General features: G+C 72.9%; 14 protein-coding genes and 2 pseudogenes. 8 read left to right on the forward strand and 8 right to left on the reverse strand.

Annotated features, from left to right (window positions below; all coding sequences use genetic code 11):
- The first annotated feature begins 111 nt into the window (after window positions 1-111).
- From ACODR5_RS05415 to ACODR5_RS05435, 5 genes are all read left to right on the forward strand, one after another.
- Complete coding sequence (locus ACODR5_RS05415; protein WP_460816145.1) at window positions 112-1395, forward strand: glutamyl-tRNA reductase; 1284 nt, start codon at window positions 112-114, stop codon at window positions 1393-1395.
- A gap of 40 nt (window positions 1396-1435) precedes the next feature.
- Window positions 1436-2632, forward strand: a complete 1197-nt coding sequence (locus ACODR5_RS05420) for an aminotransferase class I/II-fold pyridoxal phosphate-dependent enzyme (RefSeq protein WP_488982965.1) — start codon at window positions 1436-1438, stop codon at window positions 2630-2632.
- 98 nt (window positions 2633-2730) lie between these two features.
- On the forward strand, window positions 2731-3318 hold the full coding sequence (locus ACODR5_RS05425) for an HhH-GPD-type base excision DNA repair protein (RefSeq protein WP_488982966.1): 588 nt from the start codon (window positions 2731-2733) through the stop codon (window positions 3316-3318).
- 131 nt (window positions 3319-3449) lie between these two features.
- A complete protein-coding gene (locus ACODR5_RS05430; protein WP_460816142.1) occupies window positions 3450-4070 on the forward strand; it encodes a sigma-70 RNA polymerase sigma factor region 4 domain-containing protein in 621 nt (206 codons plus the stop codon).
- Between the two features lie 52 nt (window positions 4071-4122).
- Window positions 4123-4701, forward strand: coding sequence for a hypothetical protein (locus ACODR5_RS05435; RefSeq protein WP_488982967.1), 579 nt, complete (start codon window positions 4123-4125; stop codon window positions 4699-4701).
- Between the two features lie 16 nt (window positions 4702-4717).
- Here the strand turns inward: ACODR5_RS05435 and ACODR5_RS05440 are convergent, their stop codons facing one another.
- The 3 genes from ACODR5_RS05440 to ACODR5_RS05450 form a co-directional block, all read right to left on the reverse strand.
- Window positions 4718-5371: a GntR family transcriptional regulator gene (locus ACODR5_RS05440; RefSeq protein WP_449852896.1), complete on the reverse strand. Its 654-nt coding sequence runs from the start codon at window positions 5369-5371 to the stop codon at window positions 4718-4720.
- A gap of 82 nt (window positions 5372-5453) precedes the next feature.
- Window positions 5454-6839 carry a glycine--tRNA ligase gene (locus ACODR5_RS05445; protein ID WP_460816140.1) on the reverse strand — a complete coding sequence of 462 codons (1386 nt, stop codon included), beginning with the start codon at window positions 6837-6839 and terminating at the stop codon, window positions 5454-5456.
- Between the two features lie 82 nt (window positions 6840-6921).
- Complete coding sequence (locus tag ACODR5_RS05450) at window positions 6922-7641, reverse strand: YdeI/OmpD-associated family protein (protein ID WP_488982968.1); 720 nt, start codon at window positions 7639-7641, stop codon at window positions 6922-6924.
- Between the two features lie 74 nt (window positions 7642-7715).
- Between ACODR5_RS05450 and ACODR5_RS05455 the strand changes: the two genes are divergently transcribed.
- Window positions 7716-9158, forward strand: coding sequence for an MFS transporter (locus ACODR5_RS05455; protein ID WP_488982969.1), 1443 nt, complete (start codon window positions 7716-7718; stop codon window positions 9156-9158).
- Between the two features lie 51 nt (window positions 9159-9209).
- On the opposite strand, the pseudogene ACODR5_RS05460 reads toward ACODR5_RS05455, so the two are convergent.
- Window positions 9210-10112: pseudogene (locus tag ACODR5_RS05460) on the reverse strand (sugar phosphate isomerase/epimerase family protein); the annotation flags it as partial.
- A gap of 99 nt (window positions 10113-10211) precedes the next feature.
- On the opposite strand from ACODR5_RS05460, the pseudogene ACODR5_RS05465 reads away from it, so the two are divergent.
- Window positions 10212-10478: pseudogene (locus tag ACODR5_RS05465) on the forward strand (ROK family protein); the annotation flags it as partial.
- A 59-nt stretch (window positions 10479-10537) separates the two neighbouring features.
- On the opposite strand, the gene aceB reads toward ACODR5_RS05465, so the two are convergent.
- Window positions 10538-12190, reverse strand: a complete 1653-nt coding sequence (gene aceB, locus ACODR5_RS05470; RefSeq protein ID WP_449852904.1) for a malate synthase A — start codon at window positions 12188-12190, stop codon at window positions 10538-10540.
- Window positions 12191-12242: 52 nt separating this feature from the next.
- Complete coding sequence (gene aceA / locus ACODR5_RS05475) at window positions 12243-13538, reverse strand: isocitrate lyase (RefSeq protein WP_449852905.1); 1296 nt, start codon at window positions 13536-13538, stop codon at window positions 12243-12245.
- A 136-nt stretch (window positions 13539-13674) separates the two neighbouring features.
- On the opposite strand from aceA, the gene ACODR5_RS05480 reads away from it, so the two are divergent.
- Window positions 13675-15120: a helix-turn-helix domain-containing protein gene (locus ACODR5_RS05480; RefSeq protein WP_460816136.1), complete on the forward strand. Its 1446-nt coding sequence runs from the start codon at window positions 13675-13677 to the stop codon at window positions 15118-15120.
- Window positions 15121-15228: 108 nt separating this feature from the next.
- On the opposite strand, the gene ACODR5_RS05485 is transcribed toward ACODR5_RS05480, so the two are convergent.
- Both ACODR5_RS05485 and ACODR5_RS05490 read right to left on the reverse strand, forming a co-directional pair.
- Window positions 15229-15909 carry a GNAT family N-acetyltransferase gene (locus ACODR5_RS05485; protein ID WP_449852907.1) on the reverse strand — a complete coding sequence of 227 codons (681 nt, stop codon included), beginning with the start codon at window positions 15907-15909 and terminating at the stop codon, window positions 15229-15231.
- 49 nt (window positions 15910-15958) lie between these two features.
- Window positions 15959-16447 (reverse strand): hypothetical protein (locus ACODR5_RS05490; protein WP_488982970.1); only part of this gene is annotated, 489 nt, incomplete at its 5' end.

Below are 16447 nucleotides of genomic sequence, written 5' to 3' on the forward strand. Positions count from 1 at the left end.
GCCGTGGGATCCCTGTGTCGGTGCACGGCGATCCTGCGGAACGCCACGGTAAGGGCACCCTAATCATGAATCATTCAGGAATAGCTTCGACGGGCTGTAGAATCGGTTCTCGTGCTGCTGTGCGTCACCGCGAGTCACAAGACCGCCCCGTTCGATCTGCTCGAACGGCTCTCGACGCACGCCACGGCGGTCGCGCCGCTCATCGCCGGGCGCGAGCGCGTGCAGGGTGCCGTCGTGCTCTCCACGTGCAACCGCGTCGAGGCCTACGTCGAGGTGCCCGAGGGTGCCGAGACGCACGGCGTCGAGGCGGCGCTCGATGCTCTGCACGCCGCGACGGGCGTGGGCCCGAGCGAGCTCGAGGGCGCGTACGAGGTGAAGGCGGGCGGCCGCGTGGCCGAGCACCTGTTCTCGGTGGCCTCCGGCCTCGAGTCGGTCGTCGTCGGCGAGGGAGAGATCGCGGGCCAGGTGCGCCGCGCGCTCGACGACGCCCGCGCGTTCGCGGCGACCTCCCCCGAGCTCGAGCGCCTGTTCCAGCGCGCCACCGAGACGCAGAAGGGCATCAAGAACGCCACCGCCCTCGGCCGCGCCGGGCGCTCGCTCGTGCGCCTCGCGCTCGAGCTGGCCGACAGCCGGATCGCCGACTGGACCGGCCTGCGCACGCTGCTCGTGGGCACGGGCGCCTACGCCGCCGCCACGCTCGCGGCGCTGCGCGACCACGGCGTCACCGACATCACGGTGCACTCCCCCTCCGGGCGCGGCGCCCGCTTCGCCGCCAAGCACGACATCGCCTTCGTGGAGACCGACGGATTCGCCGAGGCCGCCGCCTCCGCCGATCTCGTCATCACGTGCACCTCGAACGAGGAGCCGGTCGTCACGCCCGAGCTGCTGCACCGCGGCGGCTACCGCGACCGCGGCTTCGTGATCGACCTGGGCCTGCCCCGCAACGTGGCGCCCGAGGTGGGCGAGCTCGAGGGCATGACGCTGCTCGACCTCGAGACGATCCGCCTGCACGCGCCGCTCGAGGAGCTGCGCGCCCACGACGACGCCCGCCGCATGGTGCACGACGCCGCCGCCAAGTTCCACCTCGTCGGCCGCGAGCAGAGCGCCGCGCCCGCGATCGTGGCCCTGCGCGAGCGGGTCTTCGAGGTGCTCGACGCCGAGATCGACCGCGCCAAGGGCCGCGGCGACGACGAGCGCGTCGAGCAGGCGCTGCGCCACATGGTCGGCCGCCTGCTGCACACCCCCACGTCGCGCGCCCGCGAGCTGGCCGCGCAGGGCCGCGCCGACGACGTCTTCGACGCGCTCGAGACGCTCTTCGGCATCGACGCCCGGCCGGCCACGCGGCCGGAGAGCGACGCCGCGTCGTGCCCGTTCCGCGGCGAGGCCTCGGCCTGAGCCTCGACCGGGAGATCGCGACCCCTGCGAGACTGACGGGATGACGTCCTCCCGCCGATCCGAGGTCCCGCCGTTCGAGGTGATGCGCATCCTCGACCGCGTCGCCGAGCTGCGCGCCGCGGGGCGCGATGTCGTGTCGCTGTGCGCGGGCGAGCCCTCGGGCGGCGCCCCCGCCGCGGTGCACGAGCGCGCGATCCGCGTGCACGAGGCCCGAGATCCGCTGGGCTACACGCCCGCGCTCGGCACGCTCGCGCTGCGCGAGGCGCTGGCGGGCCACTACGCCCGCTCGTACGGGATCGATCCGGATCCTGCGAGCGTGGCGGTGACGACCGGATCGTCCGGCGCCTTCCTGCTCGCCTTCCTGTCGGCGTTCGAGCACGGCGACCGCGTGGCGCTCGCCCGACCCGGCTACCCGGCGTACCGGAACATCCTGCGCTCGCTCGGCTGCGAGGTGGTCGAGCTCACCTGCGGCCCCGAGGCGCGCTTCCAGCCGACGCCCGCGCTGCTCGACGCCGCCGTGGCCGACGGCGGCCCGATCGCCGGGCTCGTCGTCGCCTCGCCCGCAAACCCGACCGGCACGATGATCGGGCGCGCCGAGCTCGACGCCCTCGCGCAGTGGTGCCGCGACAACGGCGCGCGGCTCGTGAGCGACGAGATCTACCACGGCATCGCCTACCCGGCGGATCCGTCGGCGCCCGGCGCGTTCGGCACGAGCGCCTGGGAGCTGGATCGGTCGTCTATCGTCGCCTCGTCGTTCTCGAAGTACTGGGGCATGACCGGCTTCCGGCTGGGCTGGATGCTCGTGCCCGACGACCTGCGCGGCGCGGTCGACGCGCTCGCCGGCAACCTCGTCCTGTGCCCGCCCGCGCCGGCGCAGCTGGCCGCGCTCGGCGCCTTCGAGGAGCGGTCGTACGCCGAGGCGGCGCGCCGCGTCGAGGAGTTCGCCGCCTCGCGCGCGCTGCTGCTCGGCCGGCTGCCGGAGCTCGGCTGGGGCACGGTGGCGCCCGCCGACGGCGCCTTCTACGTCTACGCCGACATCGCGCCGCGGCTCGGCCCCTTCCCCGATTCGTCCGCGTGGTGCGCCGCGCTGCTCGAGGACGAGGGCGTCGCGGTCGTGCCGGGCGCCGACTTCGACGCCGTCGGCGGCCGCACCTCCGTCCGCCTCTCGCTGGCGGCCGGCCCCGCCGCGGTCTCCGAGGCCCTCACCCGCATCCTCCGCTTCCAGTCACGCCCCTGACCGGCACCTCCCTCGGCGAGACAGCAGCGCCGCGCCGAGACAGCGTGCACACGACACGGTCTCGGCGCGCAGATGCTGTCTCGCGGGAGAATGGGGGCATGGACCTGCACATCACCGGCGATGCCGATGCCGACGCCCTGCTGACCGAGAACCCGTTGGCGCTGCTCATCGGCATGCTGCTGGACCAGCAGGTCGCGATGGAGACCGCGTTCGCCGGGCCCGAGAAGATCCGGCGGCGGATCGGATCCGTCGACGCCGGCACGATCGCCGGCTACGACCCCGACGCCTTCGCCGAGGCGTTCGCGCAGTCGCCGGCCGTGCATCGCTTCCCCGGCTCGATGGCCGGGCGCGTGCAGGCGCTGTGCCGGGCGCTCGTCGACGACTGGGGCGGCGATGCCGCCGAGCTGTGGACGCGAGACGATCCCGACGGGCCGACCGTGCTCAAGCGACTCAAGGCGCTTCCCGGCTTCGGCGACCAGAAGGCGAGGATCTTCCTCGCGCTGCTGGGCAAGCAGCGCGGTTTCGCGGGCGCGGGCTGGCGCGAGGCGTCGGATCCCTACGGCGAGGACGGATCGTTCCGCTCGGTCGCCGACATCGTCAGCCCGGAGTCGCTGGCGAAGGTGCGCGAGCACAAGAAGGCCGTGAAGGCCGCGGCGAAACAGGGCGATGCGCCGCGAGGGCAATAGGACGGCTCGCCGCAGCGGCGCACACGCCGCTCGCACCGTCCGGATACCTTGAGCTTGGGGTTGCAAGTGCTCATACTTGAGCCCATGAGTTCACGTCGGACGCCCGGCTCGCCCACCGCGAGGAGCCGCGCATGTTCGTGATCACCGCGGATCAGCGCCGCAGCCAGGACGGGCCCGACCTCGTGCCCGACGCGCTCGGCATCGTCACCCGGGTCGGCGGCGACTCCCTCGCGCTCGCGCCGGAGCGGACGGCCGGGGACGAGATCCAGGCGCTCCTCTCGGACGCCGACCGCACCCTCGACGTGGTCCTCGCACTGTGCCGCACCGGCGAATGGCGGGTCGGCGTGGGTGTGGGGGAGGTCGGCAGCGCGCCGACGGGCGAGGTGCGCGCCGCGCGCGGCCCCGCCTTCGTGCGCGCGCGCGACGCGGTGGAGCGGGCGAGGCGCTCGGCCACGCGCGTGGCCGTCTCGGGCGCGGACGACCCGGACGACGCGGCGGAGCGGCCGACCGGTGCACGGGATGTCGAGGCCCTGCTGCGACTGCTCGTCGAGCTGCGCGATCGGCGCACCGACGAGGGCTGGGAGGTCCATGACCTTCTCGCCGAAGGCCTCAGTCAGCGCGAGATCGCCGGCCGGCTCGGGATCACCGAGAGCGCGGTGAGCCGGCGGGCCGGCGCCGCGGCACTGCGCACCGAGGAGGCCGCCGTGCCCGCACTCGCCCGGCTGCTGGCGCGGCTCGACGCGGGGGAGTGACCCGCCGCGGCCCGGCCCGCCCGCGTCGGAGCCACGTGGCACACTGAGCCGCATGGCCCTGCTCGACCTGTACGACGTCGTGATCGGCGCGATCCTCGTGATCGCGATGGCGGCGACGCTCGTGCTCGTCCTCGTGCGCCGGCGGCGCCCGGCGTCGGGGCCGCTGCTCGCCGCCGCGATCCTCGTCGTGCTCTCGCTCATCACCGTCGCGATCGTGCCGCTCGCCGTGCCCGTGCCGCTCGCCGCCGCGCTCGCGCTGCTGGCCACGGCGGTCGCGGTCCTCGGCGGCGATCCCGTCGCCCGGCGCGTGCTGGCGTTCGCCTCGGACGACGGCGTGCGCGAGGGCCCGCACGGCGGCATCCTGCTGCGGCCGCCCGCAGGAAGCGCGCAGGGCGCACCCGAGGTGATGCGCGGCGGCGTGACGATCGGGTACCTGGAGCGCACGGCCTCGGCGCTCGCCCTGATCGTCGGCTACCCCGAGGCGATCGCGGTGGTCGTGGCGATCAAGGGCATCGCGCGCTTCACCGAGCTCGGCTCACCGGAGGCGCGCGAGCGCTTCATCATCGGCACGCTCGCCAGCCTGAGCTGGGCCTGCCTCACGGCGGCGACGGTGCGCCTCGTGATCGCCTGAGCGGACGCGCGGCTGCTCAGGCGGGAGGGAAGACGGCGACGCCGTACCGCCGGCGGATGATCAGCTCGGCGCGGTCGCCGTCACGGTCGATCACGGCGCCGATCAGCTGCTGGTGCAGTTCGCGCACCTCGGGCGGCACCGCGGTCGGCAGGGTGCTGCTGTGCCGCATCACCCACCGCAGGGTGTGGAAGACGTCGCCGCGCAGCGCGATCAGGGCGTTGCCGCAGCAGGCGACGAAGTGCGCGGTGACGGCCGCGCCGGCCTCGATGAAGGCCTCGGCGTCGTCGACCTGCGCGCTCGCCTCCTCGAGCAGCTGGAGGGCGGTGGCGCGCTGCGCGTCGGTCATGCGCAGCACCGCCATGCGGGTCACCGCGCCGTAGAGGTACCCCGCGTGCTCCATCGTGTCGCGGATGCGCTCGGGGGTGATCTGCGCGACGCGTGTGTAGCGGCTCGCGGCCATCTCGACGAGGCCGGCGCGCTCCAGGCGCTGGATCGCCTCGCGCACGGGCATGCGCGAGACGCCGAGACGCTCGGCGAGCTGCTGGTCTCGCAGCGCCTCACCGGGGGCGAACTCCCCGCGCACGATCGCCTGGGCGAGGCGATCGAACACCATGTCGGACAGGCGGGGGGCGGACGACAGCGCGATGGGCGCGACGGAATCGACGGGCATGAACAGTCCAGGGAGGGATTGGAGATCGGGCTCGCGGTGCCTTCGGGTCGGCGCCGCGCGCGCTGATCATACTCCCCGGTGGTTACGCGCCGGTAAGCCTTTCGGCAAGAAAGTCGCGCAGGCGCTCCAGCGGAACCCGCTCCTGCGCCATCGTGTCGCGGTCGCGCACCGTCACGGCGCGGTCGTCGAGCGAGTCGAAGTCGATCGTGACGCACAGCGGCGTGCCGATCTCGTCCTGCCGGCGGTAGCGCCGGCCGATCGCACCGGCGTCGTCGAAGTCGACGTTCCACGTGCCGCGCAGGTCGTCCGCCACCTCGCGCGCGAGCGGCGAGAGGCGCTCGTTGCGGCTGAGCGGCAGCACGGCCACCTTGACGGGCGCGAGGCGCGGGTCGAGCTTGAGCACCGTGCGCACGTCGGTGCCGCCCTTCGCGTTCGGCACCTCCTCCTCGGCGTAGGCGTCGATGAGGAAGGCCATCATCGAGCGGGTCAGTCCGAAGGACGGCTCGATCACGTAGGGCACGTACTTCTCACCCGAGGCCTGATCGAAGAACGACAGGTTCGCGCCGGAGTGCTCGATGTGGTTCGACAGGTCGAAGTCCGTGCGGTTGGCCACGCCCATCAGCTCGCCCCAGCCCTTGCCGGGGAAGCCGAAGTCGTACTCCACGTCGATCGTGCGGTCGGAGTAGTGCGCGCGCTCCCCGTCGGGGATGTCGAGCTTGCGCATGTGCGACGGGTCGATGCCGAGGTCGACGAACCAGTCCCAGCACGCGTCCACCCAGTGCTCGAACCACTCGGCGGCCTCCGCCGGCGGCACGAAGTACTCGATCTCCATCTGCTCGAACTCGCGCGTGCGGAAGATGAAGTTGCCCGGCGTGATCTCGTTGCGGAATGCCTTGCCCACCTGCCCCACGCCGAACGGCGGCTTCTTGCGCGCGGCGGTGACGACGTTGGCGAAGTTCACGAAGATGCCCTGCGCCGTCTCCGGGCGCAGGTAGTACAGGCCCGACTCGTCGTCGACGACGCCGAGGTAGGTCTTCACGAGGCCCGAGAACGAGCGCGGCTCGGTCCACTGGCCGCGCGTGCCGCAGTCGGGGCAGACGATGTCGCCCATGCCGTTCTCCGGCGCGCGGCCCTTCTTCTGCTCGTACGCCTCGATGAGGTGATCCTCGCGGTGGCGCTTGTGGCACTGCAGGCACTCGACGAGCGGATCGGTGAACGTGGCGACGTGCCCCGACGCCTCCCACACCTTCGTCGGCAGGATGATCGACGAGTCGAGGCCGACCATGTCGCCGCGGCCGCGCACGAAGGTCTGCCACCACTGGCGGCGGATGTTCTCCTTGAGCTCCGTGCCGAGGGGGCCGTAGTCCCAAGCCGAGCGCGAGCCGCCGTAGATCTCTCCCGCCTGGAAGACGAACCCGCGGTGGCGGGCGAGGCTGATCACCTTGTCGAGGCGGGACTGTTCGGCCACGGTGGCTCCAATGGTCGGGGAGGGCGAGTCGGACGCGCCCGCCGCGGGGCGGCGCGGAGCGGCACGAAGCCGCACGTCGATTCTAGTCTCGGCCGCCCGAGGCCTCGGCGCCGTCCGATGCGGCCGCCGCGGCGGCCGCCGCGGCACGCGGCAGCCACGCCGGAGGGCGTCCCGGGCGCTGCGGGGGCACGAGCCGCCCCGCCTCGCTGTCGGCCACGAGCTGGCGGGCGCGCCGCTCGCGCGTGGCCTCCTGCGCGGCCGACATGATCCAGTGCCGCACGGCCTTGCGGTAGCCGGGCGCCGCCTCGGCGAGGAACGCCGTCGTGGCGGGAGAGGCCTCGACGATCGCCCGCAGGCGCGGGTCGAGCTCGGCCTCGGCGTTCTCGTGCGAGTAGACGCCGCTGCGGGCGGGAGCGCGGCGCTCGAAGGCCGCCAGGCCCGCCGGATGCATCCGCCCCTCCGCCATCAGGCGCTCGACGTGCGCGATGTTGACCTTCGACCAGATGCTGCGCGGCCTGCGCGGCGTCCACCGCTGCCGCCGCCGGTCGTCGTCGATCGGCTGCGAGACGGAATCGATCCAGCCGAAGCACAGCGCCTCGAGCACGGCGTCGGCCCACGTGAGACCGCGATCCGGCACGTGCGCGCGCCGCACCTCCATCCACAGCTCCGGCGCGGTGTCGTGGTGCCGCTCGAGCCACGCACGGAACTCCGCGGCGTCGCGGAAGAACACCGCGGGCCGCTCGGCGCTGCCGCCGGGGCTCCCCGGACTCGCATCACGCGGATCCGCGCGCTTCTCGGACACGCCCTCAGCCTGCCACGGCCCTCCGACATCCCCGCCCGGCGCCGGTGTCCCCGGCCGCGGCTAGGGTGAAGGATGTGGCGGAACGGGACGAGAGACGGCGGCTCTCCCGCACCACACCCCGGTGGCTCACGGTCTTCGCGCTCGCGTTCACGGGCCTCGTCTCGGCGTACATGTTCACGCTCGTCGTGCCGATCCAGTCCGAGCTGCCCCACCTGCTCGACGCCCCGCGGCCCGACACGGCCTGGGTCGTCACGATCACGCTGCTCGTCGCGGCGTGCGCGACGCCGATCTCGGGCCGCCTCGGCGACATGTACGGCAAGCGGCGGATCGTCCTCATCCTCATCGGCTTCCTCATCGCCGGCTCGGTCGTCGCCGCGCTCGCACCCGGCATCCTCGGCGTGATCGTCGGCCGCGGCCTGCAGGGCGCGGCCACGGGCGTCGTCCCGCTCGGCATCGCGATCATGCGCGACGTGCTGCCGCCGGCGCGGCTCGGCACGGCCGTGGCGCTCATGAGCGCGACGATGGGCGTCGGCGGATCGGTCGGCATGCCCGTGAGCGCCTGGGTCGTCGAGAACCTGAGCTGGCACGCGCTGTTCTGGATCGCCGGGGGCCTCGGCGTCGTCGCGTACGCGCTCGTGCACCTGTTCGTGCCGCCGAGCGTGCTGCGCGCACCCGGGCGGTTCGACGTCGCCGGCGTGATCGGGCTCACGGCGGGCCTGAGCGGCATCCTGCTGGCCGTCTCGCGCGGGCCGGACTGGGGCTGGACCTCGCCCGCCACGCTGCTGTGCGGCATCGGCGGCGTCGCGGTGCTGCTCGTGTGGGGCTGGTATCAGCTGCGCACGCGCGAGCCGCTGCTGGACCTGCGCGTCGCGGCGCGCCCTTCGGTGCTGTTCACGAACCTCGCCGCGATCTGCATGGGGTTCGCGCTGTTCGGGTCGAACGTCACGCTGCCGCAGATGCTCGAACTGCCGCCCGAGACGGGGTCGGGCTTCGGCCTGGGCGTGTTCGAGACCGCGCTCGTCGTCATGCCGTCGGGCCTGCTCATGATGCTCATCTCGCCCCTGTCGGGGTGGCTCGAGCGCACGATCGGACCGCGGATCATGCTCTCGGCGGGCGTCGGCTTCGTCGCCCTGTCGTACGTGTACCTGCTGCTGTGGTCCGACAGCGTGTGGCACCTGTTCACGGCCAACCTCATCGTCGGCGTGGGCATCGGCCTCAGCTTCGCCGCGATGCCGATGCTCATCATGCGCTCGGTCCCCGCCGACGAGACCGGCGCCTCCAACGGCATCAACGCCCTCGCCCGCTCGCTCGGCACCTCCACGGCATCGACCGTGATGGCGGCCGTGCTCGCCTCGATGGTCGTGCAGCACGAGGGCGTGGCCGTGCCGACCGCCCTCTCATATATGCGCACGCACATACGAGATGGCGCAAGGGCGGAGTTGCAGTGGTCACTTCATCTCCGGCCGCTCCGCGGCCTCCGTTCAGCAACCGGCGCGGTCGCACCCATCGGTTGCTGAACGGAGCGGCGAAGCCGCGGAGATGAAGCGACCACCTGAAGCCGCGCGCGATCAGCGCGTGGAGAAGGCGGAGTCGAAGGCCGCGGCCGACGGCTCGTATGACGACATGCGCCGCACGAACGCCAGCGCCTCGGGCGCGCCGACGAGCCGGTCCATGCCGGCGTCCTCCCACTCGACCGAGAGCGGGCCGGCGTAGCCGATCGCGTTGAGCATGCGGAAGGCGTCCTCCCACGGCACGTCGCCGTGGCCGGTCGAGATGAAGTCCCAGCCGCGGCGCGGGTCCGCCCACGGCAGGTGCGACGACAGCCGGCCGTTGCGCCCGTTGGTCATGCGCTTCTTCGTGTCCTTGCAGTGCACGTGGTAGATCCGGTCCTGGAAGTCCCACAGGAACGCGACGGGGTCGAGGTCCTGCCACACCATGTGGGAGGGGTCCCAGTTGAGTCCGAACGCCTCGCGGTGGCCGATCGCCTCGAGCGCGCGCTTCGTGGTCCAGTAGTCGTAGGCGATCTCGGACGGGTGCACCTCGTGCGCGAAGCGGACGCCCACCTCGTCGAAGACGTCGAGGATCGGGTTCCACCGGTCGGCGAAGTCCCGGTACCCGGCGTCGACCATCTCGTCGGTGGCGGGCGGGAACATCGCCACGTACTTCCAGATGGACGAGCCGGTGAAGCCCGTGACCGTCTTCACGCCGAGCGCGGCGGCCAGGCGCGCGGTGTTCTTCAGCTCCTCGGCGGCGCGCTGCCGCACCCCCTCCGGGTCGCCGTCGCCCCACAGCTCATCCGACACGATGGCGCGGTGGCGCTCGTCGATCGGGTCGTCGCACACCACCTGACCCTTCAGGTGATTCGAGATCGTGAACACCTTCAGGCCGTTGCGCTCGAGGATGCCGAGCCGCCCCTGCACGTAGGCGTCGTCGTCCCAGCGGTTCGGATCGAGGTGGTCGCCCCAGCACGTGCTCGTACCCGAGCATGTGCCCCGTGGGCCACCATCCCTCGAGGTACGGGTGGCCGGGCTCGGTCACGACGATGCGCGTGAAACCCTGCTCGGTCTCGGGTGCTGACGACGGCCGTGAGCCTCATCAACCCCTCGGTCATCGCGATCGGCGGATCGATGTCGCGCGTCGGCGAGCACCTCATCGCCGGGGTGCGCGAGATCGTCTACACCCGCTCCGCCCCGCTGGCCACCGAGCACCTCGCGATCGTGCAGTCGGCCGCCGCCGAGCGGGCCGCCGTGCGCGGCGCCGCGATCCTCGCCGTCGAGCACGCGCTCTCGCCCGAGGGCCTGGCGCACGCCTTCGCCCCCGCCCGCGTCCGCGCGTAGCGGGCGTGCCCGCGTGACGGGCGCCGGCGGGGAGGGGATCCGCCGACGCCCGCCGCCCGTCAGGCCGTCTCGACGAGGTGCCTGGCGTACGCCCGCGTCGTGAGGAACGGCGTGAAGGTGGGGCTCAGCGCCACGTCGCGGAACACCTCGGCCGCCTCGTCGAAGCGGTCGCCCTCGCGGCGCTCGAGGCCCGCGAGCACGTCGTCCACGACCCCCGCGACGTGCTCGCGCGTGATGAGCGTGCCCTCGGCCGTCGACTGATCCTGGTGGATCCACTGCCAGATCTGCGAGCGCGAGATCTCGGCGGTCGCGGCGTCCTCCATGAGGTTGTTGATCGCCACGGCGCCCTGGCCGCGCAGCCACGCCTCGAGGTAGCGGATGGCCACCTCGACGTTCTCGCGCACGCCGCGATCGGTGATCGGCCGGCCGATGTGCAGCGACAGCAGGTGCCGCTCGCTCACGTGCACGTCGTCGCGCTGCCGGTCGAGCTGGTGCGGCCGGTCACCGAGGACGGCGTCGAACTCGGCCTGCGCCACGGGGATGAGGTCGGGGTGCGCCACCCACGTGCCGTCGAAGCCGTCGGCGGCCTCGCGCCGCTTGTCGGCGGCCACCTTCTGCAGCGCGTTGGCGTTCACCTCGGCGTCGCGCCGGCTGGGGATGAAGGCGCTCATGCCGCCGATCGCGTAGGCGCCGCGCTTGTGGCAGGTCTTCACGAGCAGCTCGGTGTAGGCGCGCATGAAGCCCACCGTCATCGTGACCTCGTTGCGGTCGGGCAGCACGAAGCGCGATCCGCGGCCGCGGTACGTCTTGATGATCGAGAAGATGTAGTCCCAGCGCCCCGCGTTCAGCCCCGCGCAGTGGTCGCGCAGCTCGTACAGGATCTCCTCCATCTGGAACGCTGCCGGCAGCGTCTCGATGAGCACGGTCGCGCGGATCGTGCCGTGCGGGATCGCGAGGAACTGCTCCGTGAAGGTGAACACCTGATCCCACAGCCGCGCCTCCTCGGCCGATTCGAGCTTGGGCAGGTAGAAGTACGGCCCGCGCCCGCGGGCGATGAGCTCGCGCGCGTTGTGGAACGCGTAGAGCCCGAAGTCGACGAGCGATCCCGACGCGGCCATCGTGCGGCCGTGGCGGTCGGTGAAGTGCAGGTGGTGCTCCTCGAGGTGCCAGCCGCGCGGGCGCATCACGATCGTGGGCGTGCGCTCGGCGGTGACCGCGTAGTGCTTGCCCTCGGGAGAGGTGTGCTCGAGGCGCCCGCGGATCGCGTCGAACAGCGACAGCTGCCCGCCGATGACGTTCGCCCAGGTGGGGCTCGTGGCGTCCTCCTGGTCGGCCAGCCACACCCTGGCGCCCGAGTTGAGCGCGTTGATCGTCATGCGCGGGTCGGTGGGGCCGGTGATCTCGACGCGGCGGTCCTCGAGCCCGGGGCCGGCGCCGGCGACGCGCCAGTCGGGGTTCTCGCGGATGCGGCGCGTGTCCTCGCGGAAGCGCGGGTCGCGACCCAGGCCCACCTCGTAGCCGTGCCGCATGCGGTCGGCCAGGCGGTCGTAGCGCGCGCCGGCGAACAGCTCGTGCAGCTGCGCGAGGAAGGCCAGCGCCTCGGGCGTGAGGATCTCGGCGTAGCGCGGCCGCATCGGGCCGACCACGCGGATCGTGGGGTGGATGGTCTCGTGCGTGCGCTCGGTGCCGGGCGCGGGGGCGATGATCGTCATGATGTCCCTCCAGGGGATCGGTTCGTGCCGTGGGGCGGATGGCTCCGCCGGATCAGTGGAACTGCTCGGCCTCGGTGGAGCCGGCGAGCGCGAGGGTCGACGCGTCGGGGTTGAGGGCGGTCGACACCCGGTCGAAGTAGCCGGTGCCGGCCTCGCGCTGGTGGCGCGTGGCCGTGTAGCCCTGGGCCTCGGCGGCGAACTCGGCGTTCTGCAGCTCGACGTACGCCGTCATGGCGCTCTCGGCGTAGCCGCGCGCGAGCTGGAACATCGAGTGGTTCAGGGCGTGGAAGCCGGCGAGGGTGATGAACTGGAAGCGGTAGCCGAGCTCCGCCAGCTCCGCCTGGAACGACGCGATCTGCCGGTCGTCGAGGGCGGCCGACCAGTTGAAGCTCGGCGAGCAGTTGTAGGCGAGCATCTTGCCGGGGTGCTCGGCGTGCACCGCGGCGGCGAACTCGCGCGCGAGCTCGATGTCGGGCGTGCCCGTCTCGACCCACAGCAGGTCGGCGTACGGCGCGTACGCCAGGCCGCGCGCGATGACCGGGTCGATGCCGTTCCGCACCCGGTAGAACCCCTCGCTCGTGCGCTCGCCCGTGACGAACGGGCGGTCGCGCTCGTCCACGTCGCTCGTGAGCAGATCCGCCGCGAGCGCGTCGGTGCGGGCGATCTGGATCGTCGGCACGCCGGCGACGTCGGCGGCGAGGCGCGCGGCGTTGAGGGTGCGGATGTGCTGGCTCGTGGGCACGAGCACCTTGCCGCCCAGGTGGCCGCACTTCTTCTCGCTGGCCAGCTGGTCCTCCCAGTGGATGCCCGCGGCGCCGGCCTGGATCATGGCGTGCGCGAGCTCGTACGCGTTGAGCGGGCCGCCGAAGCCGGCCTCGGCGTCGGCGACGATCGGCGCCATCCAGTCGCGCGTGACCTCGCCCTCCGCGAACTCGAGCTGGTGCTGGCGCAGCAGCGCGTTGTTGATGCGGCGCACGACCGCGGGCACCGAGTTGGCGGGGTAGAGCGACTGATCCGGGTAGGTCTGCCCGGCGAGGTTCGCGTCGGCGGCCACCTGCCAGCCCGACAGGTAGATGGCCTTGAGGCCGGCGCGCACCTGCTGCACGGCCTGGTTGCCCGTGAGCGCGCCGAGCGCGCGCACGTACTCGTCGCCGCGCAGGTGCCGCCACAGCGTCTCGGCGCCGCGGTGGGCGAGCGTGGCGTCCTCGCGGATCGCGCCGCGCAGGCGGATGACGTCCTCGGCCGTGTACGTGCGCTCGATGCCGCTCCAGCGGGGGTTCGCGTCCCACTCCAGCTGGAGCTCCTCGGCGGTCTGGGTCCGGTCTCCCGGAAGGGCGGTGGTGGTCATGTCGGTCTCCTTCGTCCGTGCGGTGCGGCACCGCGTGAGACCACGATGTGTGAAGATCCACCGCCGCGGAGAGGATTGACCCGCAGAACTATTCCGGTTCTTCTGCCGGGCGGAACTTTGTGGCAGGATCGGCGCCATGGCCCTCGACGACGAGACCGGTGCCGACGCGATCGCGGTCGGCCGCCGCATCCGCGCGCTGCGCACGGAGCGCGGCATCCGCCTGGCCGAGCTGGCCGAGCGCGTGGGGCGCGCGCCCAGCCAGCTGTCGATGATCGAGAACGGCCGGCGCGAGCCCCGGCTGTCGATGCTGCGGGCCATCGCGCAGGCGCTCGACGTGCCCGTCGACGCGCTGCTCGAGCCGGACGAGCTCGACGAGCGCAGCCGCATGGAGGTGGCGCTCGAGCGCGAGCTGCGTTCGACGCGGTTCCGCGCGCTCGGGATCGAGCCGTTCCGCATCCCGAAGGGCATGCCGGACGAGGCCCTGCGGGCGATCCTGCGGCTGGCGGGCGAGATCGACCGGCTGAAGGACGAGCGCCAGGCCACGCCCGAGGAGGCGCGGCGGGCCAACAGCGAGCTGCGGGCCCTCATGCGCTCGCAGGACAACCACTTCCCGCACCTCGAGCGCACGGCGAGCGAGCTGCTCGAGGCGATCGGGCACCCCGGCGGGCCGCTCACGCAGCGCGCGGCGAGCGCGATCGCGGCGCACCTGGGGTTCACGCTGCACTACGTGGCCGACCTGCCCTCATCCACCCGCAGCGTGCTCGACCTCAAGCACCGGCGGCTCTACCTGCCGAACCGGGTCTCGGGCGATCCGCGCGCGCCGATCCTGCAGGCGCTCGCCAGCCGCGTGCTGGGGCACGCGGAGCCGTCGAGCTACGGCGAGTTTCTGCGCCAGCGCGTGGAGCAGAACTACCTTGCCGGCGCCCTGCTCATCCCCGAGGAGGGTGCGGTGGCGGCGCTACGGGAGGCGAAGGAGCGCCGCGCGATCTCGATCGAGGATCTGCGCGACGCGTACTCGGTGTCGTACGAGACCGCCGCCCACCGCTTCAGCAATCTCGCCACGCGCCACCTCGACATCCCCGTGCACTTCCTCAAGGTGCACGAGTCGGGCACCATCACGAAGGCGTACGAGAACGACGACGTCAACTTCCCCGCCGACCGGCTCGGCGCCATCGAGGGGCAGCTGTGCTGCCGGCACTGGACGAGCCGGGTGATCTTCGACGTGGAGGACCACTTCAACCCGTACTACCAGTACACCGACACGGGCAACGGCACGTACTGGTGCACGGCACGCGTGGAGCACTCCAGCCAGGGCGCGCACTCGGTGAGCGTGGGCGTGCGCTTCGACGACACCAAGTGGTTCGCCGGGCGCGACACCCCGAACCGCCGCGTCTCGCGCCACGCGGTCGAGACGTGCTGCCGCCGCCCGCCCGAGGAGCTCGCGGGCCGTTGGCGCGACGGCGCCTGGCCCAACGTCGCCACGCCCCGCACCCTGCTCGCGACCCTCCCCACGGGATCGTTCCCGGGCGTGGACACGACCGACGTGTACGAGTTCCTGGACGCTCACGCGCCCAGGAACTGACGTGCGGTGTCATCTGCGCGCTCCGCGCGCGGCGGCGCTGCCGCGCCGCGGGACGCTCACGCGCCCAGGAACTGACGTGCGGGCGCTCGGTTCGACGAGGGGTCGGGGTCAGGCGCGGGTGAAGAGGTAGCCGCGCTTGGGGTCGAAGCCGCCGATGGTGAGGCCGCGGGTGGTGAGGACGCCCATCTCGCGGCGCACGCGCATGCGCCACTCGTGCGCCTCGCGCGGGTCCTCCTCGCGCATCCGCTCCACGTCGTCCGGGATCTCGAGGGTCGCCTCGATCCGATCCTCCGCGGGGGTCTGCGCGAAGTCGGCGAGCGCCCACTTCACGTCGAGGCGGTCGCTCTCGTCGCCCGCGTCGCCGCCGCCGAAGATGCCGTACTGGTTCACCGCGTAGCCCGTCACGCGCGCGCCGAGCACCGTGAGGTAGAAATGCGCGTTGCGCGAGATGAGCGGATCGAACGTCCAGGTGATGTTGCCGACCTCGTGCGCGAGGGCCCACTGGCGCTGGTGCTCCTTGAGCTCGCGGCCCCAGCCGCGGCCGCGGAACTCGGGCAGCAGCGCCGTGATGTGCGAGTGCATCGAGCGCGAGGCCGGGGTGCCGAAGAACGCCACCGAGGCGCCCACCATGCGGCCGTCGTCGAAGTAGCCGGTGACGTAGTTGCCCGACTGCTGCAGCGCGCGCATGGTGCCGGCGTCGATCACCCTCTCGGGGCCGCGGATGGCGTCGAAGATGCCCTGCGCCTCCAGGATGAGCTCGACGGTGTCCAGGTCGCGGATCTCACGCATGTGTTCCAGCGTATGCTCTCGCGGGCCGCGCCTCGCGCCGGGGCGGCCGTCAGCGGCGCGACGCGGCCCCGCGCCGGACCGCCTCCGCCCGGCGCTCCCGGCGCACGGCCGCCCGCAGCTCGCGCCGCTCGCGGCGGCGCGCCTCGGCCCGCCAGGCCGGCACGGCGACGACGAGGTACAGCGCGGCAGCGGACAGGATCATCGCACCCCAGCCGCCGAACATGACCGGCGGCTGATCGGCGAACTGCCCGACGCCCGCGGCGATCATGCCCGCGGCGAAGAGCAGCCCCAGCACGCCCGCGCCGCGGCGGATCGCGCGCGCGATCATCCAGCCGGCGGCGGCGATCGGGCCGACGATCGACAGCCCGGCGAGCACGAACGAGACGGTCACGAGCAGGCCGAGGCCCGTCGCGGTCCCGATCGCGATGCCGGCGGCGGCGAGCACGAGGCCCCCGGCGAGCGCGATCGTGAGCCACATCGCGGCGTGACGCGGTGGCGAGACGCGCTGCGGGCGCGCGGCCCGGCGGGCCCGGCGCTC

It is taken from the genome of Microbacterium sp. FG3, from assembly GCF_057809335.1.